The 25,014-nt window shown below is 60.6% G+C and carries 21 protein-coding genes; 5 read left to right on the forward strand and 16 right to left on the reverse strand.

Features of this window, described 5'->3' with window-relative positions:
• Nucleotides 1-891: 891 nt before the first annotated feature.
• The 3 genes from DW925_RS02415 (at nt 892) to DW925_RS02425 (ending at nt 5,180) form a co-directional block, all read left to right on the forward strand.
• On the forward strand, nt 892-3,930 hold the full coding sequence (locus tag DW925_RS02415; protein ID WP_117790275.1) for an insulinase family protein: 3,039 nt from the start codon (nt 892-894) through the stop codon (nt 3,928-3,930).
• A 195-nt stretch (nt 3,931-4,125) separates the two neighbouring features.
• The gene (locus DW925_RS02420) at nt 4,126-4,455 is read left to right on the forward strand and encodes a type II toxin-antitoxin system HicB family antitoxin (RefSeq protein ID WP_117790276.1); all 330 of its coding nucleotides are present in this window, start codon (nt 4,126-4,128) and stop codon (nt 4,453-4,455) included.
• A gap of 128 nt (nt 4,456-4,583) precedes the next feature.
• Nucleotides 4,584-5,180 (forward strand): 5-formyltetrahydrofolate cyclo-ligase, encoded by a 597-nt coding sequence (locus DW925_RS02425; RefSeq protein ID WP_117790277.1) that lies wholly within the window; start codon nt 4,584-4,586, stop codon nt 5,178-5,180.
• A 24-nt stretch (nt 5,181-5,204) separates the two neighbouring features.
• Here the strand turns inward: DW925_RS02425 and metA are convergent, their stop codons facing one another.
• Nucleotides 5,205-6,131, reverse strand: coding sequence for a homoserine O-succinyltransferase (gene metA / locus DW925_RS02430; RefSeq protein WP_117790278.1), 927 nt, complete (start codon nt 6,129-6,131; stop codon nt 5,205-5,207).
• 210 nt (nt 6,132-6,341) lie between these two features.
• Here metA and DW925_RS02435 point away from each other — a divergent pair, with 210 nt between their 5' ends.
• Nucleotides 6,342-7,319: an L-lactate dehydrogenase gene (locus DW925_RS02435; protein ID WP_117790279.1), complete on the forward strand. Its 978-nt coding sequence runs from the start codon at nt 6,342-6,344 to the stop codon at nt 7,317-7,319.
• A gap of 133 nt (nt 7,320-7,452) precedes the next feature.
• Here DW925_RS02435 and DW925_RS02440 read toward each other — a convergent pair whose 3' ends face one another.
• The 12 genes from DW925_RS02440 to DW925_RS02495 all read right to left on the reverse strand — a co-directional run bounded on the left by DW925_RS02440 (nt 7,453) and on the right by DW925_RS02495 (nt 21,072).
• Nucleotides 7,453-8,421: an SIS domain-containing protein gene (locus DW925_RS02440; RefSeq protein WP_117629031.1), complete on the reverse strand. Its 969-nt coding sequence runs from the start codon at nt 8,419-8,421 to the stop codon at nt 7,453-7,455.
• Between the two features lie 144 nt (nt 8,422-8,565).
• Nucleotides 8,566-9,321, reverse strand: a complete 756-nt coding sequence (locus DW925_RS02445; RefSeq protein WP_117629032.1) for a GntR family transcriptional regulator — start codon at nt 9,319-9,321, stop codon at nt 8,566-8,568.
• Between the two features lie 2 nt (nt 9,322-9,323).
• A complete protein-coding gene (locus tag DW925_RS02450) occupies nt 9,324-11,297 on the reverse strand; it encodes an ATP-dependent DNA helicase RecQ (RefSeq protein ID WP_117583849.1) in 1,974 nt (657 codons plus the stop codon).
• Between the two features lie 384 nt (nt 11,298-11,681).
• The gene (locus DW925_RS02455; protein ID WP_117583850.1) at nt 11,682-12,401 is read right to left on the reverse strand and encodes a GntR family transcriptional regulator; all 720 of its coding nucleotides are present in this window, start codon (nt 12,399-12,401) and stop codon (nt 11,682-11,684) included.
• A gap of 104 nt (nt 12,402-12,505) precedes the next feature.
• Nucleotides 12,506-13,513 (reverse strand): YitT family protein, encoded by a 1,008-nt coding sequence (locus tag DW925_RS02460; RefSeq protein ID WP_117583851.1) that lies wholly within the window; start codon nt 13,511-13,513, stop codon nt 12,506-12,508.
• A gap of 353 nt (nt 13,514-13,866) precedes the next feature.
• Nucleotides 13,867-14,496: an HAD family phosphatase gene (locus DW925_RS02465; RefSeq protein ID WP_158551578.1), complete on the reverse strand. Its 630-nt coding sequence runs from the start codon at nt 14,494-14,496 to the stop codon at nt 13,867-13,869.
• Nucleotides 14,497-14,656: 160 nt separating this feature from the next.
• On the reverse strand, nt 14,657-15,640 hold the full coding sequence (locus DW925_RS02470; RefSeq protein ID WP_233503150.1) for an SIS domain-containing protein: 984 nt from the start codon (nt 15,638-15,640) through the stop codon (nt 14,657-14,659).
• 198 nt (nt 15,641-15,838) lie between these two features.
• A complete protein-coding gene (locus DW925_RS02475) occupies nt 15,839-16,672 on the reverse strand; it encodes a PTS system mannose/fructose/sorbose family transporter subunit IID (RefSeq protein ID WP_117640939.1) in 834 nt (277 codons plus the stop codon).
• A gap of 13 nt (nt 16,673-16,685) precedes the next feature.
• On the reverse strand, nt 16,686-17,480 hold the full coding sequence (locus tag DW925_RS02480) for a PTS sugar transporter subunit IIC (protein ID WP_117790280.1): 795 nt from the start codon (nt 17,478-17,480) through the stop codon (nt 16,686-16,688).
• Nucleotides 17,481-17,516: 36 nt separating this feature from the next.
• Complete coding sequence (locus DW925_RS02485) at nt 17,517-18,440, reverse strand: PTS mannose/fructose/sorbose transporter subunit IIAB (RefSeq protein ID WP_117716979.1); 924 nt, start codon at nt 18,438-18,440, stop codon at nt 17,517-17,519.
• Nucleotides 18,441-18,623: 183 nt separating this feature from the next.
• Nucleotides 18,624-19,706: a DMT family transporter gene (locus DW925_RS02490; RefSeq protein ID WP_158565729.1), complete on the reverse strand. Its 1,083-nt coding sequence runs from the start codon at nt 19,704-19,706 to the stop codon at nt 18,624-18,626.
• A 373-nt stretch (nt 19,707-20,079) separates the two neighbouring features.
• The gene (locus tag DW925_RS02495) at nt 20,080-21,072 is read right to left on the reverse strand and encodes an SIS domain-containing protein (protein WP_117790282.1); all 993 of its coding nucleotides are present in this window, start codon (nt 21,070-21,072) and stop codon (nt 20,080-20,082) included.
• Nucleotides 21,073-21,277: 205 nt separating this feature from the next.
• Between DW925_RS02495 and DW925_RS02500 the strand changes: the two genes are divergently transcribed.
• Nucleotides 21,278-22,000, forward strand: a complete 723-nt coding sequence (locus DW925_RS02500) for a GntR family transcriptional regulator (protein ID WP_117790283.1) — start codon at nt 21,278-21,280, stop codon at nt 21,998-22,000.
• Nucleotides 22,001-22,374: 374 nt separating this feature from the next.
• On the opposite strand, the gene DW925_RS02505 is transcribed toward DW925_RS02500, so the two are convergent.
• The 3 genes from DW925_RS02505 to DW925_RS02515 all read right to left on the reverse strand — a co-directional run bounded on the left by DW925_RS02505 (nt 22,375) and on the right by DW925_RS02515 (nt 24,974).
• The gene (locus DW925_RS02505; protein ID WP_117655858.1) at nt 22,375-22,965 is read right to left on the reverse strand and encodes a GNAT family N-acetyltransferase; all 591 of its coding nucleotides are present in this window, start codon (nt 22,963-22,965) and stop codon (nt 22,375-22,377) included.
• Between the two features lie 74 nt (nt 22,966-23,039).
• Nucleotides 23,040-24,065 carry a low specificity L-threonine aldolase gene (locus DW925_RS02510; protein WP_117655859.1) on the reverse strand — a complete coding sequence of 342 codons (1,026 nt, stop codon included), beginning with the start codon at nt 24,063-24,065 and terminating at the stop codon, nt 23,040-23,042.
• A gap of 45 nt (nt 24,066-24,110) precedes the next feature.
• On the reverse strand, nt 24,111-24,974 hold the full coding sequence (locus DW925_RS02515) for a phosphatase PAP2 family protein (protein ID WP_117655860.1): 864 nt from the start codon (nt 24,972-24,974) through the stop codon (nt 24,111-24,113).
• Nucleotides 24,975-25,014: the final 40 nt, after the last annotated feature.

Raw genomic sequence — 25,014 nt, forward strand, 5'->3', positions numbered from 1 at the left:
CTCACAACCTTCTCGTAACGAGGCTCATCGAAATTGAACATCCCTTACTCCTAACTCACTTAGATGAACCCTTCATTCATCCCATAACGTTATAATACTTTATATAACTAACTATGCAAGTATTATTTTGCTTCTGCTCTTTCCTCAAGCCCCTTAAAACAACAATCGGCGTTGTTGGACACAGCGCGCAAGTTCATTGAACGATTCAATGTGCATCGTCTCTGGTTAAATGACGTCTTATGCAAATACCTTTAATCCGCTTGAGGCCGACGAATCTTTTGACTGCCCGCAGAAGCTTTCCCGGAATTCCCTATGGATAGACGCACCGGCAATCGCTTCGTTATCTGGCTTATTGCGCATTGCCGGGGCGTCTGGGAGAAAGCACAATCTACCGCGTGGTCAACTAGCGTTTCATCGGAATCGACCGCATCCGCGCCAAATACTAAATCGCAATCGTTGAAACTCGTCCGATCATATGGCGGCAATTTCTCGCCATAAAAATGCGTACGAAATAAGGGGGCAGCCGTTTGCAACTTGCTTTATTCGTAAATGTTTTTACTGAAAAAACAATCACCAACCAAACAGCACTATTAACAGCACTATTAATTGTTTGGCTCTTTGCTGTACAGCCATCTTTCGTATACGTCTCTCGTCTATCTCTCATCTCACGGTTGGAGACGAAAGGTATGCGGGAGTGGATTATTGGACGACATTTGGGCCTGCGACGGATTATTTCGTCCGAAAATCCACGCTCATTTGGCGGGACACGCGGGGCCCATGCCAATCCGCCGGCATCGTCTTCAGTTCGCTGCAGTGCCGCGGTCCCATATGGGTATACTCTCGAGGATTCGACTCGATTCGCCCCCGCTGGGGCGTCAAAGGAGACTGCATATGCCCACCACCTCAACCGACCCACGCGCCGCTGCTGCCGCGCTGCTGGTGCCCGGTACCACCTGCCACGGCTTTGCCGTCGAGCGCTGCGAGACCGTGCCCGAGCTCGACTCAGACGCCTACGTGCTGCGCCACACTGCCTCGGGCGCTCGCCTGCTGTACCTGGCGTGCGACGACGAAAACAAGGCCTTTGCCATTGGCTTTAAGACGCCGCCGGCCGATTCCACCGGCGTGTTCCATATTCTTGAGCACTCGGTGCTGTGCGGATCGGCCAAGTTTCCCGTCAAGGAGCCGTTTGTCGACCTGATCAAGAGCTCCATGCAGACGTTCCTCAACGCCATGACCTACCCCGACAAGACCATCTACCCCGTTGCCACCACCAACGAGCAGGACCTGTACAACCTGATGGATGTGTACTTGGACGCCGTGTTCAACCCGGCCATCTACACCAAGCCGACCATTTTTGAGCAGGAGGGCTGGCACTACGAGTTGGACCTGCCGGAGGGCGCCGAGGACGCGGGTAACGGCAGCTCCGCGAGCCTGCGCAAGGGCACACTGCGCTATAACGGCGTAGTGTTCAACGAGATGAAGGGCGCGCTGTCCGACCCCATGAGCGTGCTGGACGACGCCGTCAACGCCGCGCTCTATCCCGACACCGCCTATGCGCACGAGAGCGGCGGCGACCCGCGCGCGATTCCCGCGCTCACCTACGAGCAGTTCCTGGACACGCACGCGCGCCACTACAATCCTTCCAACTCCTACATCACGCTCTATGGCGACCTAGATGTGGACCGCGCGCTGGCCTTTTTGGACGAGCGCTATCTGTCGCAGCCGAGTGCCGCGAGCCGGCGCATGGACGCAGCCGTTGCCGCCGGCGAGGACCCGTCCACGCTGGCGCCCAATCCGCTGGACGTGCAGGCGCCCGTGACCTGCGAGTATAAGCGCGTCGAGATGGCCACCACGCCCGAAAACGCCCTGGTGGGCCTGGGCCTTGTGCTGGGCAGCGCGCTCGACCGCAAGCGCACGATCGCGGCGGATATCCTGTTCGAGGCACTGCTGGGTTCTAACGAGGCGCCAGTTAAGAAGGCCATTCTGGCCGCCGGCCTGGGCGGCAACGTGGTGAGCTATACCGCGGCCGAGAGCCTGCAGCCCTACGAGCTCATCATGCTGCAAAACGCGCAGCCCGGCGTGGCGCGCGAGCTGCGCCGCGTGTTCCAGGACGCCTGCTGCGACCTATGCGAGCATGGCATTCCGCGCGAGCGCCTGGAAGCCATCATCAGCAGCAACGAATACGACCTGCGCCAGCGCGACTATGGCATCGCCGACGGCGTGGCCATTGCGTGCGACGCGCTGAGCACCTGGCTCTACGATGACGACGCCGCGACGCTGGCGCTCAAGTACGGCCCGGTGTACGAGGAGCTTCGTGGCGAGCTGGACGGCAGTTACTTTGAGGGCCTGCTGCGCGAGCTCGTGCTGCAGAACGACCACATGGCGCTGGTCGAGCTGGTGCCGGTTGACGCCGCCGAGGGCGCAGAGGGTGCCGAGGCCGCCGAGCTGGCAGCCAAGCGTGACGCCATGACCGATGCCGAGCTGGCCGATGTGGTCGAGCGCACGGCCGTGCTGCGTGCCGCGCAGGAGGCCGAGGACACGCCCGAGGACAAGGCCACGCTGCCGCGCCTGCGCGTGTCCGACATTGGCGAGGCGCGCCCCGAGCCGCCGCTGGTCGTGGACACGACCGCGCCCATCCCCTGCCTGCGCCACGGCATCCCCACCAACCGCCTGGCCTACGCCATGCAGTATTTCGACCTGAGCGGCGTCGCATTTGAGGACCTGCCCTATGTGACGCTGCTCTGCCGCCTGCTCAAACAGCTGCCCACGAGCGAGCACTCGGCCGAGGAACTCGACAATCTGCTCGCCGGCAAGCTGGGCTTTTTGAGCTTTACGACCGAGGTCATGACACAGCCCGACGTGGACGGCGTGCGCCCCTACCTGCTGGTGAGCGCCGGCGCCCTGTCCGAGAAGATCGATGCGCTGGCGAGCCTGCCGCGCGAGGTGTGGTCGAGCACGCTTTTGCTCGATGCCGACGCCGACCGCGTGCGCGACGTGCTCACGCAGATTCGCATTGGGCTCGAGCAGGGCTTTATCAACAACGGTCACTCGGCGGCGCTCGGTCGCGCGATGAGCTACAGCTCGCCTTCGGCCGTGGTGCGCGAGCAGCTTTCGGGCGTTGATTTCTATCTGTTCCTGCGCGATCTGCTCGAGCACTTTGACGAGCGACTGGACGACCTGCGCGCCAAGCTTGCCGAGTTGGCAGGTCGTATCTTTGTGGTCGACGGCTGCATGGCGAGCTTTACCGGCAGCGACGAGGACTTTGACGCGTACTGGGATGCCGCGGGCGACCTGGGGCTGGGTGCGGGCGATGGTGCCGGCCGCGACGCGCTCGTGGTGCCGGCGCCGTGCGACCGCCACGAGGCTTTCGTGATCCCCAGCGACATCTGCTTTGCGGCAAGCGCGTGCGACCCGCGTCGCTTGGGGCTTGACGTGACAGGCACTTGGGCCGTGGCTGCCAACGCGCTCTCCTACGATTACCTGTGGAACGAGATTCGCGTGAAGGGCGGTGCATACGGCTGCGGATTCCGCGCAGCCGGCGAGCGCCAGACGGCGTTCTACACCTACCGCGACCCGGCGATTGACCCTTCGATTGAGCGCGTGGAGCGTGCAGGCGCATGGCTTGGCCGCTTTGAGCCCGACGAGGCCGCCTTTGAGGGCTTTATCGTGAGCTGCGTGAGCGGCATGGACGCGCCGGTGAAGCCCTATGCGCTCACCAAGCGCCGCAACACGACCTACCTGGCCGGGCTCGATCCGCATGCGCGCGAGGAGCGTCGCGCCCAGATGCTCGCCGCCACGCCCGGTGAGCTGCGCTCGCTCGGCACCGACGTAACGCGCATCGCAGCCGAGTCGCCCACCTGCGTCTTTGGCGGCCGAGACGTCATCGCCAAGAGCAACGCCGGCTTTAACGTAGTCGACCTGCTCGCCTAACCACAGCAAAGGTAGATTTTTGGGACATGCCCGAAAATCTACCTTTTTCTTTGGCGCACAGGGGGCAGGCGCCTTTGCGGTGGTTCGAACATGGGTGTCTGCATCAGATATAATTTGCAACTGTAATATAGTTGCAGCTATGAAGCGGAACGCCTTGGAACATCGTTCGCTTTCTGCAAGATGTCGGAGGTAGTCATGAGTAACGTTTTGGCATACAAGGGTTATTTCGCCCCGGTCGAGTTCGATGCCGAACAGCATGTGCTAACAGGTATGGTCGCCGGCATTAGGGACGCAATCGTATTTGAGGGCTCCACGGCTGACGAAGTTGAGCAATGCTTCCACGACGCCGTCGACGATTACCTTGAGTTTTGCGCCGAGAAGGGCAAAGAGCCCGAGCGGGCTTTTAAGGGCTCGTTCAACGTAAGAACGGGCTCTGAGCTCCACAAACAGGCGGCGCTGGCAGCGGCAAAGAAGGGCGAGTCACTCAATAAGTTTGTGACTGAAGCGATCGCTGCGGCGCTATAGCGTTAACGCATGGGCCAAAACCACCACAAAGGGGACAGGCACCTTTGTGGTGGTTTCGACATTTGCCCAGATAAAACCTGCCAAAATAAACCTGTCCCTTTTTGGCAGGTTTGCTAGAGGAGGCTGGGATGGACAAGGCTGAGTTGCGGCGGGTGGTGATTGCTCGGCGCGATGCTCTTGATTTGGATGTGCGGGCGGCGAAGTCTGCCGTTATCTGTGCGCGACTCGTTGAGCTGTTGGATCGCTTGGGTACCACGGCGCCGCACACCGTTGCCGTCTATGCCGCGATGGATTCCGAGGTCGACCCAGCCGCGTTTGCCGCTGCGGCCGCCAAACGTGGCTGGCGCGTAGCCTATCCGTGCATGCTCTCGGCAACAGACGCCGTGGCTTGCGGCCAGCGCATGTGCATGCGGGCAGTTGCTGCCGGCGATGCGTCCGAGGCCCCGTTTATCGCCCGCCCCACGCGGGCCTTCGCAGCCATGAACGTCGACAGCGACCACTTCCCCATCGTGCCTGCCAAGGCTCTCGACATGATCGTCGTGCCGCTCGTAGCCTTCGACCACGCCGGCGCGCGCCTGGGCTACGGCGGCGGCTGCTACGACCGCTACCTGCCCGTGCTCTCGCCCGCATGCCAAATCGTCGGTATCGCCTTTGACGAGCAGCGTGTCGATCACGTTCCCACCGATGTCCACGACCTGCCGCTACCCCACATCATCAGCGCCTAACGGCTGGCGCACCTCCCGACAGGCCTAGTGCTCTTCGCCGGCGCGGGCCAGGTCGTAGGGTGTGGTCTGGTAGACGTAGTAGTTGAGCCAATTGGTGTAGAACAGCTGAGCCTGGCTGCGCCAGACGTTGCGCGGCTCAGCGGCGGGGTCGTCGTTCGGGAAGTAATGCGCCGGCACCTGGGGGTTGAGCCCGCGCTTCACGTCGCGCTCGTACTCCAGGCGCAGCGTGTCGGTATCGTACTCGGGATGGCCAAATACAAAGAAGCGGCGGCTGTCGGTCGACTTGACGATGTACAGGCCCACCTCGTCGGATACGGCCACGACCTCAAGCTGCGGCTCGGCCTCCACGTCCTCGCGGCGCACATCGGTGTTGCGCGAGTGCACGGCATAGAAACGGTCGTCGAAGCCGCGGACCAGCGGGCTTTGCGGCTTCACCAGATAATGCTCGAACACGCCGCTCGCCTTTGCCGGCAGGTCGTACTTCTGGATACCGTAATGATGGTAGAGCCCCGCCTGCGCGCCCCAGCAAATGTGCAGCGTAGAGTGCACGTGTGTGGTGGACCAATCCATGATCTGGCAGAGCTCGGGCCAGTAGTCGACCTCCTCGAACGGCATCTGCTCCACCGGCGCGCCCGTGATGATCAGGCCGTCGTAGTGGATGTCGCGGATGTCGTCGAACGTGCGGTAAAACGTCTCCAGGTGGCCGGCGCTCACGTGCGTGGCCTCGTGCGTCTTAGTGCGCAGCAGGTCCACCTCCACCTGCAGCGGCGTGTTGGAGAGCTTGCGCATAATTTGCGTCTCGGTGGCGATCTTGGTGGGCATGAGGTTGAGGATGAGCACGCGCAGCGGACGGATGTCCTGGTGCAGCGCGCGGTACTCGGTCATGACAAAGATGTTCTCGCTCTCGAGCTGCGCGGCGGCAGGGAGGGCGTCGGGGATGCGAATGGGCATGGATGCTCCTTATGAGTCAGTTGCAGCTATGGTACAACGACCGGCCCCATCCGCGCGAGCACATCGCCCAGCGATGCCGTCAGCGGTCCAAATCACTCCAAAAGTAAAGATTAAGGCATGTCCCAAAATCTACGGCACTTTAGCCTAGCAAAGTAACAGCAGAACGCTACAATGGTTCGACGCGAAAAACTCGGCCGAAAGGATACATATATGTACCAGACGCGTAAGATCGGTGTGGTCGGCCAGGGCCACGTAGGAGCACATGTCGCCAACAGCCTGCTCATGCAGGGCATTGCCGATGAGCTGTACCTGTGCGATATCAACGAGGCCAAGGTTACGTCCGAGGTCCAGGACCTGCGCGACTCCCTTTCGTTTGTCCCGTACAATACCAAAATCGTCAACTGCTACGACCGCTACGAGGAGCTGGCCTGCTGCGACGTCATCGTCAACGCCGCCGGCAAGGTCGCGCTGGCCGCCGGCAACCGCGACGGCGAGCTGTTCTTTACCACCGATGCCGCCCGCACCTTTGCCAAGCGTATCGTCGACGCCGGCTTTGACGGCATCTTCGTGAGCATCTCCAACCCCTGCGACGTCGTGTGCACCGAGCTGTGGCACCTGACCGGCTACGATCCCAAGAAGATCATCGGCTCGGGCTGCGGCCTGGACTCCGCCCGCCTGCGCACCGAGATCTCCAAGAAGGTCGGTGTGAGCCCCAAGTCCATCGACGCCTACATGATCGGCGAGCATGGCTTTAGCCAACTGGCAGCCTTTAAGGCCGCGACCATCGCCGGCAAGAGCCTTAACGAGCTTCAGGCCGAGAACCCCGACAAGTACGCCTTCGACCACATGGAGGTCGAGGAGCTTGCACGCAAGGGCGGCTATGTGACCTACCAGGGCAAGCAGTGCACCGAGTACGCCGTCGCCAACTCCGCCGCGCGCGTCTGCGCCGCCGTGCTTCACAACGAGCACGCCGTGCTTTCGGCCTCTACGCTTATGACCGGCCAGTATGGCGAGGAGGGCATCTTTACTTCCCTGCCGTGTGTGATCGGCGCCGAAGGCGTCGAGGAGGTCTACACGCTCGACCTTTCCGAATATGAGCTCGAGGGCTTCCACAAGAGCTGTCAGCACATTCGCGACAACATCGCCCAGCTCGACTGGTGGGACGCCGAGGCCCACGACGCAAAGTAGGCCGCTGGCTGCCGCAATCTCGCGAATCTAAGCGCGATACCAAGCGGGCCGCGCCGGAATACTACCGGCGCGGCCCGCTTTTTTGACTCACGCAGTGCCCTTGCGAATCGAAGGTGAATGGTTTTCCCGTTACTTAGTACTGCTCGATGCCCATGTAGCGACGGATCTCGGGGCTGTGGTCGAACACCTTGCCGCGGGCGGCGCGCAGCTCGCAGCTCATCGCGTAAAAGAAGATCGGCTCCAAGAACGAACGCACGCTGGCAGGTACCTCGCCCACGCCGTACTCGAGCGCATCGAGCACCATAATCGTATCGGTGTGCGTGTTGAGGAACGCGAGTGCACGCTCCTCCATGGGGCGGCACTCACCCGATCCGAGCTGCACAAAGTAGAACACGCCGGGCTCGGTAGCCTCGAAGGGGCCGTGGAAGTACTCGCCGGAGTGGATATAGCAGCAGTGCTGCCACTGCATCTCCATGAGCGAGCAGATGGCCATGGCGTAGGTCTGACTAAAGTTGGGGCCGGACCCCAGGATATAGAAGAACTTGTGCTGCTGGCAGAGCTCGGCAAAGCGGGCGCCCAGCTCGGCGTTGACCTTCTCGCGGGCGGCGGGCAGCAGCGCATCCATCTGCTTGAGGCCTTCGTACATGTCGGCGAGCGCCTCGTAGCCTTCCTGCTGGTCGAGCAGCTCGGCGGCGATCAGAGCGCCGATGCCCTGCGGCACCTCGGCCTGCGACACACCCTCGCCCCAGGGGTAGACCCAGGTGGTCCACTTGCCGTTGTCGATCTTGGAGCCCTCGCAGTCGGTGAGGGCGACGACCTCGGCGCCGGCAGTCAACGCCATCTCGCAACCGTCGATGACCTCCTGCGTGTTGCCACTGTGGCTGCAGGCGACGACGAGCGACTTCGGCCCCAGGCTCTTGGGGGCCATCAGGCAAAACTCGCGCGCGGTGTAGACCGTCGAGGCAAACGTAGTGGCCTCGCGCTTGAGCAGCTCGTTAGCCGGCATCAGGTCGATCATCGAACCGCCGCAGGCGATCCAAAAGACGTTCTCGATCTTACCCTTGCGCTCGATAATTTCCTGAATCAGATCGTGTGCGTTCACGGTGACGCTCCTCCTTGTGTGGCGGCTTTGGACGACGGCAGCTCGTACCTGCAGTCGTTCTATGTTGTTCTATTTATAGCATGCGAGCTGTCGCAGGTGAAGTCATTTCAGCAAATTTGTTCTATGTTGTTCTATCTATGGACGTTAGATGTCGAACACGTAGCGCGAGCCCACGATCTTTTGGCGCCCGAGCAGCAGGGGCCGCTCGTCCTCATCGGTAAAGTACGCCTCCATATAGAAGAGTGGCTCGCCGGCCGGCACCTCCAACAGCGGGGCCGCCTGAGCATCGGCAAGCGCAATCTCCACGGTACAGGGGTCGGACTTGAGCGGCGCGCGGCCCGAATGCTCGGCAACGAGCGCAAAGATCGAGTTATCGGTGAGGTCCTTATCGGCAAGCGTCTGCAGGTAGGGATGGTCGGCCAGCACAAAGGCGTTGTTCTCGAGCATGACGGGCACGCCATCCGCCGTGCGCACGCGCTCGACCACGATGAGCTCGCAGCCGGGCTCCACGCCAAAGAACGCCGCATCCTCGCGCGTCGCCGCGACCACCGTACGCGACACCAGACGCGCTCCGGCCACCATGTCGTTGGCGGCACAACCCTCAGTAAAGCTCTGGACGTCACCTTTCTGGACAATCTTGCGCTTGAGCTTGGGAGCGCACACAAAGGTGCCCCTCCCCTGCTGTCGGTTGAGATATCCCGCGCGCGACAGCTCCTCGATGGCGCGACGCACGGTGATGCGTCCCACGCCGTAAGACTTCGCGAGCTCCATCTCGGAAGGAATGCGCGAGCCGGCCGCATACACGCCGCGCGCGATCTCGCCCTTCAGGTCGTCCATGACCTGCTGGTACAGCGGTACGGCGGATACGCCAGCGCGGTCGGTTTTATCGTCGGTTGCCATCGTTACGCTCCATCCCGCGCATGCTCGGACTCAAACTCTTCAATCGCCGCCATAAACTGCTCGCCAAAGGCATCGGCCTTTTTCTCGCCGATGCCGTTGACCTGAATCAGCTCGTCGCGCGTTTGCGGGCGCAGGCGGCACAGGCCGCGCAGGGCCTTGTCGGAAAAGACCATGTACGGCGCCATCTCGAGCTCGGTCGAGATCTCCTTGCGCAGGGTACGCAGGCGCTCGAACAGCTCGGCATCGTCGCCCACGCGCGGGCGCTGATCCAGCTCGGCCTCCTCGCGCAGCAGATCCACCGCACGGCGAGCACGGGCCGAGGCCTTGCGCTTGGACGCGCGACGCTTAACGGTAAAGGCAAACGCCTCGTCCTCGACCTCGCCGGCACGCGGACCCAGGCCCACGACCGGGTACTGCCCCTGCGAGGTGGCCAAATAACCGCGGCCGCACAGCTGGCCGATGATGTCCTTGATGCGGCCGACCGATTCGCTCGACAGCCCACCATAGCCGCGGTCCTCGTCCAGATGCATCTGGCGAATGCGCTCGGTGTTGCCGCCGTGAAGCACATCGGCGATGAGCGACTTGCCAAAGCGCATGGGGCGCGTGGCCACATAGCGCACGGCGGCGCGAGCCATACCGGTGACGTCCTCGACCTCGAACTGCGTGAGGCAGTTGCTGCAGTTGCCACAGCCCTCGGCCTCATCCGCGGCGGCGCCGCCCACGGCCGTATGCTCGGCCGCGGCCTCGTCGCCAAAGTAGCGCAGCATGTATTCGCGTAGGCAGCCGGTGGTGTTGCAATAGCCTTCCATCTGACTGAGCAGGCGATATCGGTTCTGGAGCGCCCACGCGCGCTGCTCGTCGTCGAGCGTCTCGTCGGCCGCATCGCCGCGGTCGATCAAAAAGCGGCGCATGCGAAAATCGTTGCCGTTCCACAGCAGGTGGCAGCTGGCCGGATCGCCATCGCGGCCGGCGCGGCCCGCCTCCTGGTAGTAGGCCTCGATGCTCTCGGGCACGTTGTTATGGATGACGTAGCGCACGTTGGGCTTGTCGATGCCCATGCCAAAGGCGTTGGTGGCAACCATCACCTGAATATCGTCGTCGATAAAGGCGCGCTGGCTTTGGCGGCGGGCGTCATTACCCATGCCGGCATGGTAGCGGCCAACGCGAATGCCGCTGGGACCCAACGCCTCAGCAAGCTCTCCTGCCAGCGCATCAACCGTCTTGCGAGTCGAGCAATACACGATGCCGCTCTCGCTCGAATGCGCGATCACATAGTCGCGCACCCACGCGGTCTTAGCCTTGTCGCCCATCTCCTCGCAGCCAAAGTAGAGGTTCTTGCGATCGAAGCCCGTCACCACCGTCGCCGGGTTTTGCAGGCCGAGCATCTGCTGAATGTCCGCACGCACGCGCTCAGTCGCTGTAGCGGTAAAGGCCGCCACGATGGGGCGCTGCGGCAGGGAATCGATAAACTCGCGAATCTGCAGGTAGGCGGGGCGGAAATCCTGACCCCATTGGCTCACACAGTGGGCCTCGTCAATGGCCACGAGCGGAACGCCGATGCCGCCTTCGGCCGCAGCTTCCTGCGCAAAGGCCAGAAAACGCGGCTCGAGCAGGCGCTCAGGTGCCACATACATAAGCTGGTAGCGACCCTCGCGCGCCCGCTTGCGCACGGTATTTTGCTGAGCCGGCGTAAGGCTGGAGTTGAGATAGCTGGGGCGCGCGCCCGCCGCAAGCAGTGCGCGGGTCTGGTCCTCCATAAGCGACAGCAGCGGACTCACCACAAAGGTGATGCCGGGCAGCATGAGCGCAGGCACCTGGTAGCAAATGGACTTGCCGGCGCCCGTGGGCATAACGCCCAGCGCGTCGCGGCCGGCAAGGATCGCATCGACCATGCGGTCCTGCCCCGGGCGAAACGAGGTGTAGCCAAAATAGGCGCCGAGCGTGTCGAGCGCCATCTGCTGCATGCTATCGGTCATGGTTTCCTAACGTCCAAGTCATCTGCCGCCGATTATACGCCGCCACGCGGACCGCTGCCGTACGGCTGTCAGCCACGCTCATTCTGCGGGTAGTCATTGGGGACGTTCTTGAATGACTAGTCGTTTAAGAACGTCCCCAACGGCTAAGCTCTTGACAGGCGTGGAAACGTCTCAGGTTGAGCATAAGTCAGCGAAAACGCCCCTAAGCGAGCAAGGTGACGTGAAAGAGGAGGGAAGCGTACTTCGGTACGCGACCGACGATTGAACGTCAGATTGCCGCTTAGGGGCGTTTGCAGCGTCGACCGGTCCGCCGTTCGCTAGAACGGCGGAACCAAGGGCGCAGCGTCGGCCCGTTGCGCGGTTTGGAAAACCGCGCAACTAGAGCTACATGACCATAACGTAGCGCGATCCCACGTAGTACTGCTTACCCATCAGGACCGGCTCGCCATTGGGTCCGATAAAGCCGGCGCGCAGGTTGAGCAGCGGATCGTGCGGAGCAATGCCCAGCTCAGCCGCCTGCTCGGCGTTGGCGCGAACGGCTTCGACCGTACGGTAACCAACCGAGACAATCGGCGTTCCGCCAACACGCTCGACCTCGGCAAAAATCGACTTGTCCTCAAGATCGGCCGTCAACAGCTCACGGTAGGCGTCAAACGGCACAAAGATGTTCTCTTCAAAGATGGGCTCGCCGTCGGCAGTACGCACGCGCTTGATGTGCAGCAGCAGCGCATCCTTCTGCAGGCCAAAGAACTCCATCTCGTTTTGGCGCGCCGGCACAATCTGGCGATCGATTACGTGCGCACCGGCCTTCATGCCGTTGCCGGCACACAGCGCGGTAAACGTCTGCAGCGTCGAGGCGTGAAATTGGCGATTGATGTGCGGCGTGGAAACAAAGGTGCCACGGCCCTGCTGCTTAACCAGGTAGCCATCGGAGCACAGCTCCTCGACGGCGCGACGCACCGTAATTCGGCTCACCTCGTACTGCTCGGCTAGCTCGAGCTCGGACGGAATACGCTCCTTGGGTGCATAAACACCTTTCTCGATCGCATCCTTGATCTCGTCGTAAATCTGCTGGTAAAGCGGTGCATTTTTGGGTGCAGGCATATCTAATCACTCTTATCGAAATATTGAAATAACTAATACGTATATAACGTCTAGTTTCATGTTACCTCATAATGATAAAACGATACACCGCATACAGCAAATCCTTACCTGCCGTCGTCCTGTTGCAGGCTGTCCTGATCGATGAGGCGCGCCTGCCTGCTGGCCATGCGCGCGGGCTTGTCGGGATCGGGCACGGCCGTGGGCATGGGCTCGTCGACATGACCGCCCCACCAGCCGCCCACAAAGTTGAGCGTATGGAACACATTGATCACGGCGCCGGGATCAATGTCGCACACCAGCTTGATAATGTCCTGGCTCTCGTAGGTCGAGACAACGGCATGCAGCAGGTACATCTTCTCGCGGCTGTATCCGCCAATGACCTCGGCACAGCTAATGCCATGCTGAAAATGGTCAACATAGGCGGTCATGACCTCGTCGGCCTTGCGCGTCGTGATCTGCAGCGTCACGCGATCGTAGCGACGATAGAAGCTGTCGATGGTCTTGGTCGAAATAAACTGGAACACGATGGAGTACGCCGCGTTGTCCCAGCCAAACATAAAGCCAAAGATCGCCAGGATAAAGCAGTTGAAACCAAAGATAACGCCCCAGATGGTCTTGCCCGTGTGGTTGGAAACCCACAGCGCGATAAAGTCGGTGCCGCCGGTGGATGCGCCGGACTTAAGCGCGATGGCAGCGCCCAGACCCGAGACCACGCCACCAAAAATGATGAGCATGATCTTGTCGCCCAAAAACGGCGCGAAGTGAAAGACGTTGAGGAACAGCGACGAGAGCATGACCTGCATCATCGAGAAGATGACGAAGCGCTTGCTAATGCCGCTCCAGCACAGGAGCGCCACGGGGATGTTGAGCGCGAGCATGCCGAGCGAGATGTCGATGTGAACGCCGCCGAGCGAGGTGACGCGATCGAGCAGGACCGCGACGCCGGTGAGGCCGCTCGGAAGCAGGTCGGCGGGGCGAATGAACGCCTGAATCAGAAATGTCTGGAGAACGGCGGAGATGGTGACCGCCACGGCAGTAATGGCGCGGCGGACGATGGTGAGACGGCCGAGCACGAGCACGCGGTCCGTGAGCTGATCGATGGCGTTCGCCACGTAGGCTCCTTTCGAAGGCAGATGTAATTGTGGGGCATGCCGGCGATTGTAGCATGGAGCGCGAGAGGGCGCTTCAATTCACCCTCTCTCGACAACCAAAACGAGCCAGCAGCTCCCCAACCAAAGAGCCAAATTCTAAGTGAGTAGACTTTTCGCGATCTACCAAGCGCACTCAAAACAGCCACCTCTCCGACCTGCGGTTTTACTAAGGCAGATACGCTTTGTGCTCGGCATGTGCCAAAAAGTCTACTCACTTAGTCCGAGTCGAAGCCAAACGGATCTAAATCAAAGCCAAAATGAGCCAATCCACCGCAAGAGACGTGTGAATCCGCACTTCTTGCGGCGAATTGACGCTACAAAGCGGTCAGAATGTCGGCGAGGTTGTCGATGACGGCGTCGGCTCCCGTTTGGTCCAGGTTAACGCCCTCGTGCGGACGCAGTGCCAGGACGCGCGCGCCGGAGCGCTTGCCGGCCTCGATGCCCAAAGGCGAGTCCTCGATAACCAGGCACTCGGTAGGCTCCACCCCCAGTGCCTCCATGGCACGCAGGTAGATCTCGGGGTCGGGCTTAAATGCACTGCACTCGTGACCGCTGATGGTGTAGTCCAGCACGTCGGTGATACCGGCAATCTCCACCAGCTCGTCAATGAGCTCGCGATAGGACGAGCTCGCGATGGCACACTTGACGCCGCGCTCGTGCAGCTCGCGCATCACCGGCTCCGCCTGCTCGTTGAGCAGCTCGGCATACGGAACAGGGTGAACCGGGCTGTAGACCTGCTTGTACTCAACGCGCAAGCGCTCGCGCAGCTCAACATCGTCGGGCACCAGCGACTTCCAGATGGCAGGCTCGTTAGACCCCGAAAGATCGGGGATCTCGTCAAAGTGGAACCCCTTTTCCTCCATAAACGCCACGCGGCGACGGTTGTAGAACCACTCGGTATCGACCAGCACGCCGTCCATATCAAACAGCACTGCCTTGATCATACGCATCTCCTCCCACCCGCCAAAAAGGGACAGGTTTATTTTGGTAGGTTTTATCTGGGGTTTTGCGGCGCGACGGGCGCGCCCTCCCCAGAGCAAAAAAGGGGACGGGGCGCAAACCCCATCCCCTCTCAATCAACCTGTAAGGTCTACTTACTTGTGATTAGTAGGAAAGCTTCCACATGTAGCGACGCATGGTCAGCGGGTGCTGACGGGCCTCGGCGATCTGGTTGCCGTACTCGCGCATAACGGCGAGGTGCAGCAGCGGGTTGAAGTAGGTGACGACGCTTGCCGGCACGGCGTCGGCCAGACCGTAGTCCTTGGAGTCGATCAGAGCGACCTTGGCGCCCATGCGCTTAAGGAAGGTGAGGGCGCGGGCGTCCATCGGACGGGTGGCACCGTCGGACATGAAGAAGACGTAGGGCTTACCCTCGGTGGAAACCTCGAACGGGCCGTGGAAGTACTCGCCGGTGTTGTAGGCGGCGGCATCGATCCACTGCATCTCGGTGAACAGGAAGGCGGCGTGAGAATAAGCCATCTTCTCGGAGGCACCGGAGGCCATGAAGTAGATCATCTTGTCGTCCTTGAAGTCCTGGGCGAACTGCTTGGCAAGACCCTTGGCGGACTGAGCGGCGTTCTCGCAGAGCTCGAAGACGTTGGTGAGGCCGGTGATCATGTCCTCGTAGTGGTCATAGCCTTCGGTCTGCTGAAGGATCTCGAGTGCAAGAGCGATGGCGTAGCCGGGCTTCTCGCACTTGGCAGCGTAGTTGGCGTGGAAGCCGTGAACGATGACGTGGTCGGCGTCGACGGTCAGAGCGGAGCCAGCCTTGTTGGTAAGGGAGACGACCGGGCAGTTGTGCTTCTTGGCGGTCTTGTTGGCCTCGACAGTCTCGGGCGTGGAGCCACCGAGGGAGCAGGTGATCACGAAGGTGTGCTCGTTGACCCAGGAAGGCGTGTCGTAGTTGAACTCGTTAGCGGTGAAGATCTGAACGTTCAGCTTGTCCGTGTTGTTGGCCAGGAAGTACTTGGCGGGGTAAAGGTCGGACATGGAAGCGCCGCAGCCGACGAAGGCGACGCTGTGGATCTCGTGGTTGGACAGGACGTCAGCGACGATCTGCTTAGGGAGGTTAAGGTCGATCTCGTACATCTGACACATTCCTTTCGATTTTTTGCGGCGCCACATTGCCGGACGCACGCAGGGTTACCGTAGTTAGGACCGAGTCGCCGGCCCGTTGAGGATGTGACAAGGGAACTGTCCCTTTGACACATTTAGGGATGGAAGCCTGCCTGGGGTATGGGATGCCAGGCAGGCCCCCGGGGAAAGCGGTTAGACGCTTGGTCGCGACTAGGCCAGGATGCCGGCCGCGGAGAGGGCGATGCCACCCACGATGGCGATCACGAGAAGCCAACCGGTGTTGACGTTCTTCTTGATGAGCCAGTACATAAGGCCGGTGAGGCCGAGGGAGATCATCTGGGGCATCATGCCGTCCAGGATGTCCTGAATCACGACGGTGCCCTCAGCGAACTGCAGCGGGGTGGTGGCGCCGATCAGCGTAGCGATCATGCCGCCCACGGACATAAGACCCACGATGCCGCAGACATACATGAGCTTCTCCATGAGGTCGCCGCCCTGGAGCTTGCTCAGGTACTCGTGGCCGCCCTGATAGCCGATCTTGGCTGCGAACCAAGTGATCAGCACAGAGGGGACGATGGAGATGAGCATGGCCAGGATCGGGCCCATGATGGAGCCCTGTTGAGCCAGCTGAACGCCCAGGCCAAAGGCGATAACGCGGATGGTGCCCTGGAAGAAGGAGTCACCGATGCCGGAAAGCGGACCCATGAGGGAGGTCTTGACCGCGTTGATCGAATCGGGGTCGAAGTTCTCGGGATCCTTGGCGTACTCCTCCTCCATGGAGGCGGCGAGGCCCAGGATGAAAGCGCTCGTCTGCGGGGTGCAGTTGTAGAACGCCATGTGACGGTGGTAAGCCTCTTTCTTAGCAGCGAGCTGCTTGGGGTCGGACTCGTCCGGATAGAGGCGATCGAGCGTGGGGACCATGCCGTAGAGGAAGCCCATGTTCATCTGACGCTCGTAGTTCCAAGAGGCCTGGATGGCCCAGGAGCGCCAGAAGAACTGGCTGACCTTCTTGTTCAGGGACACGTCCTTGGTTGCGGTTGCCATAGTGTGTTCCTCCTTAGTCTTCGTCGTCTTCGAGCGGATCGTAGTCGGAATCGACACCGGCGGCTGCATGGGAACCGTTGAACTTGAAGCCCATGAAGACGATAGCCAGGCACACACCGATCAGAGCGACCGCGATGACGGACAGGTCGAGGTAGGCGGCGAGCAGGAAACCGATGAACAGGAACGGAGTCATACCCTTCTTGATCATCATGGTGAGCAGCAGGGCCAAGCCGTAGGCGGTCATGATCTTGGTCGAAACGTTCAGACCAACGGACAGCCACTCGGGAACCATGTTGACGATGGCCTGAACCAGGTCGGTGCCAACAAAGACGGCCAGGAAGATCGGCAGGAAGTACATGATGGCGTACAGACCGGAGCCGGCGCAGATGTGCATACGGTAGGCGGTCTTGAAGTTACCGTTATCGATCGCGCTATCGGCCACATGGGTGAGGGCGGCGATGATGGAACGGAACACGATGCCGAGGAGCTGACCCAAGACGGCGACCGGGATGGCGATCGTCATGGCGGTCTCAGCAGAAGCATCGGTCAGGCACGCGAAGGCAGCTGCCACGATGCCGCCCAGGACCATATCGGGCGGAACGGCGGCGCCGACCTGCACCAGGCCCATGGACACGAGCTCGACGGCGGCACCGACGGCAAGGCCGGTGGGCACATCGCCCAGCAGCAGACCGACGAGCGTAGCGCCAACGAGGGGCTGCTCGAAGTTAAGACGACCGAGCAGGCGGGAGTCCCACATGCAGAACACGCCGACGAGGCCGACGAGCACCGCACTGATGAACGTATTCATACCCTTCTCCTTTCAGTCAGGCAAAAGCCTGGTTGATTACAGCTTGGCGTCGATGTCGACGCTCTGATACGTAGGGGTCTGCTGGACGTAGAGCTTGATGCCCATGTCGAGCAGCTGGTTGACGTCGGCCTTCTGGGTGGCGTCGAAGAAGACGGAGCTGTCCTTGCCGCCGACCTGTTCGGCACCGTCGTGGTTGGCGGTGGCGCCCAGGTTGATGGCGTCGAGCTTGTAGCCCTGGCAGAACTGCAGCATCTCGGCAGTGTTGCCAAAGACGAACATGACGCGCTCGCCGAGGGTGTTGAGCTTGTCCATCTTGGCGAGGGCACGCTCGACGGTGAAGACGTTCAGGCGCACGCCCTGGGGCTTGGCCAGCTTAAGAGCGCCCTTCTTGATGTCATCGTTGGCGGCAGCGTTGTCGACGACGATGATGCGCTCGGCCTGAACCTTGGTGGTCCAGGTAAAGACGACCTGGCCGTGCAGCAGACGGTAGTCAAGACGTGCGAGGACGATCTTGGCGGGACCGGAGCTGTGACGGGGTGCCTTGGCCTTCTTGGCGGGAGCCGCGGCGGCCTCGACCGGTGCGTTGGGGTTGGTCAGACCGGTGCGGGCCTCGTTGATGAGGGCCGCGAGCTCGGCGCCCTTGACGGGGACGGGGCTCATAGCGAGCGTGAGCGCCAGCGGGATGTTGAAACCGCTGACAACCGTGAACTTCGTGCCGTTCTTGGAAAGCTCGACCATGCTGTTGTTGACCGAGCTGCCGAGCATATCGGTCAGCACATAGACGGTGTCGTCCGCGTTGAACGTGGCGATCATGGCGTCCACCTTATTGGTGATGGGCTCCTTGTCGTCACGAGCAAGCGACACGACGTGGACGTTCGACACGTCGCCGAGAACCATCTCGAGCGTGTCTTTGGCGCCTGCGGCCAGGCCGCCATGAGATGCGAGAATGATCTGATTCATCTTGCCTCCTCCTTTTCGTTATGGTCATTATAACGTCTTATACGTTGCGGATATTGCTAATTAGTATAAAGACCGTTCGCGGGTGAAAATCGACCGTTGACGGGTTTAACGTACTTGAAACGTTGGGGCTGGGTAGGCCGGCGCTGGCTGGATAATCCCAGGTCGGACGCCGTGCGCAATCCCTTATCGCACGAAGTACCAAGGGCTTTCCTGCACGGTGGGCTCCAGCGCGATGCCGGTGCGTTCCTTAAACAGATCCATGTCCTGCGATTTCTCCGTCCACCACGCGTTGGGCTTAAAAGTCATGCTCTCAGCGACATGACCGACAAACACACTGTTGCGCAGCTCGGAGAAGTCGGTGTTCATGATCAGGATGGACGCGAGCACCAGCACAATGCCCAGAACCTTGATCGCGCCGGCGGACTCGGCATAGACACCAATGCCCACTATTACGGTGACAACCGTCTCGAAAGACATTACGACGGGAACTTTCGATGTCTCGAGCCCCATGGACAGACCCTGCATATATAAGATGTAAGCCACGGCTGTGGGGATGAGTCCAAAGCCAAGGAACAGCAGCAGTAGCTGTGGCGACATTGCCGCGGCGACATCCGGCCACGGAGCCGCGATAGCTGCCATAACCGCACCGCCAAAAACAAGGCCCCAAAACGTGACAGCCAGCGGGTGGACCGTCTTGGTTGCTATCCGGCTAAACACCGCGAGCGACGCACCGCAAAGGCCTGCAATCACGCCCGACGTGACGCCCCAAACCGAAAAATGGAAACCGGAAAGGTCGCCATTGGTCACTGCAAGTACACAGCCACCTATGTTAAAAGCGATGGCAACGAGCTTGTTGGGGGTCACGTCCTCGCGATAAAGCACGCGGCCGAGCACGACGCCAAACACCGGCGAGGTATAGAGCAGCACCGAGGCCGTGGACATGCCGACCTCGCCCATGCACTCGTAATAGCAGGTGTTGGCGGCGGCCAGACCGACGATACCGACAAGCGCGCAGGGAACAAGCTCTTTAGGGCTTGCCTTGAACAGGGCCAGCGGACCCTGAGCCACGGTAGACCCCTCGCCCGGACGGCAGCCCATAAACATCAGGACCGGCACCAAGATAAGCGCTCCGACCAACAGGCGAAAGGCAGCCATGCTCTGGGACGAAACGCCCATGGCCGAGATGCCGTTTACAAAGATTCCGATGCTGCCCCACATAAGCGCGGCGATCAGCACCAGCACATAGCCCAGATTGCTTTTCTTCAACGCAGCCCCCTCGATATTGTTTCCAATATGTTTCATACTACGTTATAGTCGTTATATACATTTTTCAAGACACAAATCGGCGAGCGGGAAATCTGCTCTACCGCTACAACCCATTGGTACAAAGGGGCCAGGTTCATATGCACCAACTTGGTACAAAGCAACCTGTCCCCAATGCACCAACCCCTTGACAAACACGGCGACGCCGACGTTTTGGCAACGTCAGCGAGCGCCCGTCGTTTGAGCCAAGGTGCCGTGAAATGAAAAGGCGCTGACCTTTTGGTCGCGCCTTTGAAATTGAACGGCAGATTGGCCAAATGCCGGGCGCGCAGCGTCGGCTGGTCCGCCGTTCGGTAGAACGGCGGAACCAATACTCCTAGTAGTCCAGCTTCCACATGTAGCGGCGCGTCATGTAGTCCTTGTGGGTGACGGCAGAGAGCGCACGCATGTACACGTTGTTGAGAATCGGCGCAAAGATCAGGTGGTTGAAGTATTCGCTCACGCTGTCCTTGATGTCGTTGAGGCCGAGCTCCTTGGCGTCGAGCTGATAGACGCGCTCGCCACCGTACTGGTTGACGAAGCGGATGCCGCGCTCGTCATTGCAGCGGCTGCGGCCGACGCTGATGAGCTGGAACAGCGAGGTGCGCTTGTCCAGAATCTCAAAGGGGCCATGGAAGAAGTCGCAGGTGTTGATGATGCAGGAGTCGATCTGCAGCATCTCCTGCACGTTGCAGATGCTAAAGACGTAGGCGGCACCAAAGAGCGGTCCCTGAGCCATGACGTTGATGCAGGGCTTGTCGGCGTTCTGCTCGGCCCACTTGGCAGCGAGCGGACGGGTGTACTCGACGGCCTTGCGGTAGATGGGGTCGACCAAGTCGAAGGCGGCCATAGCGGTCTCGTACTCGGCATAGCCCTCGGTCTGCTGCGTGAGCTCCATGGCGATCATGGTCACGACGGCGGAGTTGGTGCGGCCCATGCAGGACTCGTCGACGGCCAGGCTGTCGTACTGGATCTTGTAGTCGCAGACCTCGGTGAGGCCGGACTCGTCGACATAGATGGCGATGGTGCTGGCGCCGTGGTCCTTGGCGACCTGGGCGGCGACGATGGTCTCCTTGGTGCCGCGCATGGACACGACGACGGCCAGGGTGTTCTCGTTGACGTAGGCAGGGGTTGCGTGCACGAACTCGTTGCTGGTGTAGCTGGAGCTCACGACCTGCGTGGCCTCGTGCTCCATAAAGTACTGGGCAGGATAGTTACCACCGTTAGATCCGCCGGCGCCGATCCACACAACGCGCTTGATGCCGCCCTTGTCTGCCTTGTCAGCCAAAACCTGGGAGACGACATCCTTAACCTGTTCCTGAGTAGTCATCGTGCATCAGCCTTTCTTCTCGTTTGATGCTCTTGATGGCATACAAGTTACATACATGTTTTGGTTATGTCGACTAGTTGTATGCTATATTTGTCTTAGATATTTTGCTGGTAAAGTTTTCGGCAATCCATTATCAGCGGTTTTGTTGTCATGTTGGATACATGCTTGGTTCAGTAAGCATACAGGTTAGATACAGGTTGTTCGCATGAGCACTTCGTCGAAAAAGAACTTGGCCCAATACGAGCGTCTGGCGGGTACGCTGCGTGACCGCATCGCCGCCGGCATCTACGCGTGCGGAGACAAGCTGCCGTCCGAGATGGAGCTCATGGGCGAATCGGGCCTGTCGCGCAGCACTGTGCGTCACGCGCTTAAGGTGCTTGTTGACGAGGGCCTGGTTCGCACCGAGCGCGGACGCGGCGCCTTTGTGGCTGACACGCCGGCGCTCCACGAGAACAACCTGGTGTTTTCGAGCTATACCAAGCAGGTCGAAGGCCAGGGTATGAAGCCCACCACGCGCACGGTGGACTCGGGCTTTGCCAAAGCAATGGGCAGCGTGGCCAAGTTCTTTGACGCTAGCGTGGGCAGCAAGCTTGTCAAACTTGTCCGCCTGCGTTACCTGGACGATGCGCCACTGTGCCTGGAGACCACCTATCTGCCGCCAAGCTTCGAGGCACTCATCGACCGCGATATCAACGGTTCGCTCTACGCCACGCTGCGCCAGGAGTTCCATCGTGCGCCGGCGCAGGGGCATAAGACCTTTGAGGTGTGCTATGCCTCGCAAAACGAGGCGTTTTTGCTCAACGTCGAGCGCGGGCAGGCGCTGATCCTGATCACCGACTACGTCTGCGACACCGACGGTCGCCCGCTCCATGTCTCCAAGCGCATCCAACGTACCGACCGCGCCAAATACACCGAGCCCATCGGCTAGCGCACCAAACGAGGCAAAATGTACCTAATAAACGTTTTACCTGCGGTTTTTATTAAATCTCAAGCCGGCATGGCGCAAATGCCAACATCGCCTGGCAACACGCGCCGCCCAAGCTCAACTGTTCCTGCCCAGAATATCCAGCACCGTAAACCTAAGTGAGTAGACTTTTCGCGACCTGCCAAGCACACCCAAAACAGCCACCTCCGTGACCTGCGGTTTTACTAAAGCAGATACGCTTTGTGCTCGCCTTGCGCCAAAAAGTCTACTCACTTAGCTCGCAAGGTGTCTCGACGGGACGATTCGAGTCAAAAAAGCGTACGAACGCGGCGCTTCTTGCGGCAATTTGATACCGCAAGACAGCCAAAAACCTGTCCCTAAATGGCAGGTTTGGGGAGGTCGGGGAACCAGGTTGGTTTGGGTTGGTTGGGAACGCGCTCGGCTAGGACCAGCTCCATCCAGCACATGTCGTACCAGCGGCCGAACTTTTGGGCGCAGCGGTCGAAGGCACCCACCAGGCGATACCCCATATGGGCATGGAAGTCCTGGCTGTTGTGCGTCAGGTACTCGTCGTCTTTGTCGTGCGGTACGGCGATGAGCGCACACATGTTGGTGATACCCATCGCGACCAGGCATTGCTTGAGCGCATCGTGCAGTTTGCGGCCCAGCCCACCATGGCGCACATCGCGCGCCAGGTAGATCGACGTCTCGACCGACCAGTCGTATGCCTCGCGGCTGTTGAGCGGGCTCACGTAGGCATAACCCACCGGACGCCCGTCCAACTCCATCACCAAATACGGATAGCGCTTGAGTGTACGCGCAATGCGCCCGGCAAATTCCTCGACGCTCGGCACCTCGTATTCGCAGGTAATCGCCGTCTTGAGCACATACGGCTCATAAATGGCAAGCAATGCCGGCGCATCATCGGGCGTCGCCAGGCGAATCGTCGGCTCGGACATCTTGGCCATACAGCCCCTCTCAAAAGCAAAGGCCGCCTTGCGCCAAACCCAGGCGCAAGGCGGCCCCTCGTCATTACATCAACCTACAGGACAGCCGCCAGCGCGTCGATGTCCTCCTGTGTCGTGGCCCAGCTGGTGCAAAAGCGCACCACGGTGTGGGTCTCGTCGTACTTTTCCCAGTACTCGATCGAAGCATGCTCGCGAATGCGGGCCATGTCCTCGTTGGGCAAAATCACAAACTGCTGGTTGGTGGGCGTCTCCAAGAAGAACTGGTAGCCGCGCTCATGCAGCACGCGACGAAGCGCCTGCGCCGTCTCAATCGCCTGGCGGCCAATCTCAAAATACAGGCCGTCGGTAAAGAGCGCCTCAAACTGAACGCCCGTCAGACGGCCCTTGGCCAGCAGCGCTCCGTGCTGCTTAATGCGCGGAATGGGGTGTGCCGGAGCGTGCATGCCGCAAAACACCACGGCCTCGCCGCAAAGCGCGCCGCACTTGGTGCCGCCAATGTAGAATACGTCGCACAGCTGCGCCAGCTCGGGCAGGGTAATGTCGCACTCATCGGCCGCCAGCGCATAGGCCAGACGGGCGCCATCCACAAACAGCGGAATCTGGCGCTTCTGGCACACCGCATGAATCGCCGCAAGCTCGGCGGCGGAGTACAGCGTGCCGTACTCGGTCGATAGGCTCACGTACACGGCACCTGGGAACACCGTGTGCTCGTAGCTCTCGTTTTCGTAAAACACCTGGATATAGCTGTCGAGATCCTCGGCATGCATCTTGCCCTCGTAGCCGGGAATGGTAAGCACCTTGTGGCCGCCAAACTCGATGGCACCCGCCTCGTGGCAGGCAACGTGGCCGGTCTCGGCTGCAACGACGCCCTCGTAGGGCGCAAGCAGCATGTCAATCACCGTCGCGTTGGCCTGTGTGCCGCCCACCAGGAAAAATACGTCGGCATCGGGAGCCTGACAGGCCTCACGGATGAGCCGCTTGGCACGCTCGGTGTGTGCATCGGTGCCGTAGCCGGGCTGCGGCTCCATATTAGTGTCGACGAGCGCCTGCAGCACTGCCGGATGTGCGCCGTGGGAATAGTCGTTGTTAAACGCGAGCATGGTAATCCTCTCTAGCCGGGCACGAGCCCGATGATTCAGGTGCCGCTATTGTACGCCGCTCGGATAGGCAATGCGCGCGGCAAGGCACTCAAGCGCCAGCACCAGGGCAAAGCCGCAGCTCACGTCACTCAAAAAGTGCGCACCGATCACGATACGACCAAAGGCGACGAACGCCGCAACCACAGCGGCGACCCAAAAGACCGCGCGGCGGCGCGACGGCTTTTCCTTAAAGGCCGCCGCGGGAAGCCCGGCGAGCATAAGGCCGATCGCCGCGTGTGCCGTGTGTCCGCTCGCAAACGACTTAAAGCCGTCCTTGATCACGCCGGCGGCGATATAGGTCCACTTGTCGGGGTTGCCGATCACCCACCACGGCTGAAAATCGAGCCCCTGCGTCACCTCGATCACGCGCATGCGCGGGCGCGACCACAGTGGCTTGACGATCACGTTGAGGATAATGGCCTGAGCGACCCACACGGCAAGCACCATCAACGCCCAGCGCGTGAGATCGTCGGGCGCGGTGTCGCGCGTAAGGCGATAGGCGATGAGGTTGGCCGCGATGACCAGCACAAACGTCAGCACCAACTGAACCACGATGAGTTTGCCGCCAACCCGCAGGGACGAAACGATCTCGTAGCCGACCAGGCCCACGTTGACCAGAACGCCCAGCACGGCGAGCCATTTGCTCCCCCTGGAGTCGGGACGCACCGCGCGTACGAGCATAACGCCTGCGACGCTCGCCGTCAGCTCAAACGGCAGCTCGCCGGCGGCCTCGATAAAGCGGCCGTACATGCTGGCGATGTTGAACAGCGCGCTCGAGATCTGGTAATCGAAGAAGCTGCCCACGCCCAGACAAAGGCACAGGACGACCGCGATAGCGGCGGCGTCTTTCTTATAGATGTACCCGAACATGCTTTCCTTTCCATCGGGCGAAGTTTTCAACCTGCAACGT

This window comes from Collinsella sp. AM43-1 (assembly GCF_003467925.1).
Classification (GTDB): domain Bacteria; phylum Actinomycetota; class Coriobacteriia; order Coriobacteriales; family Coriobacteriaceae; genus Collinsella.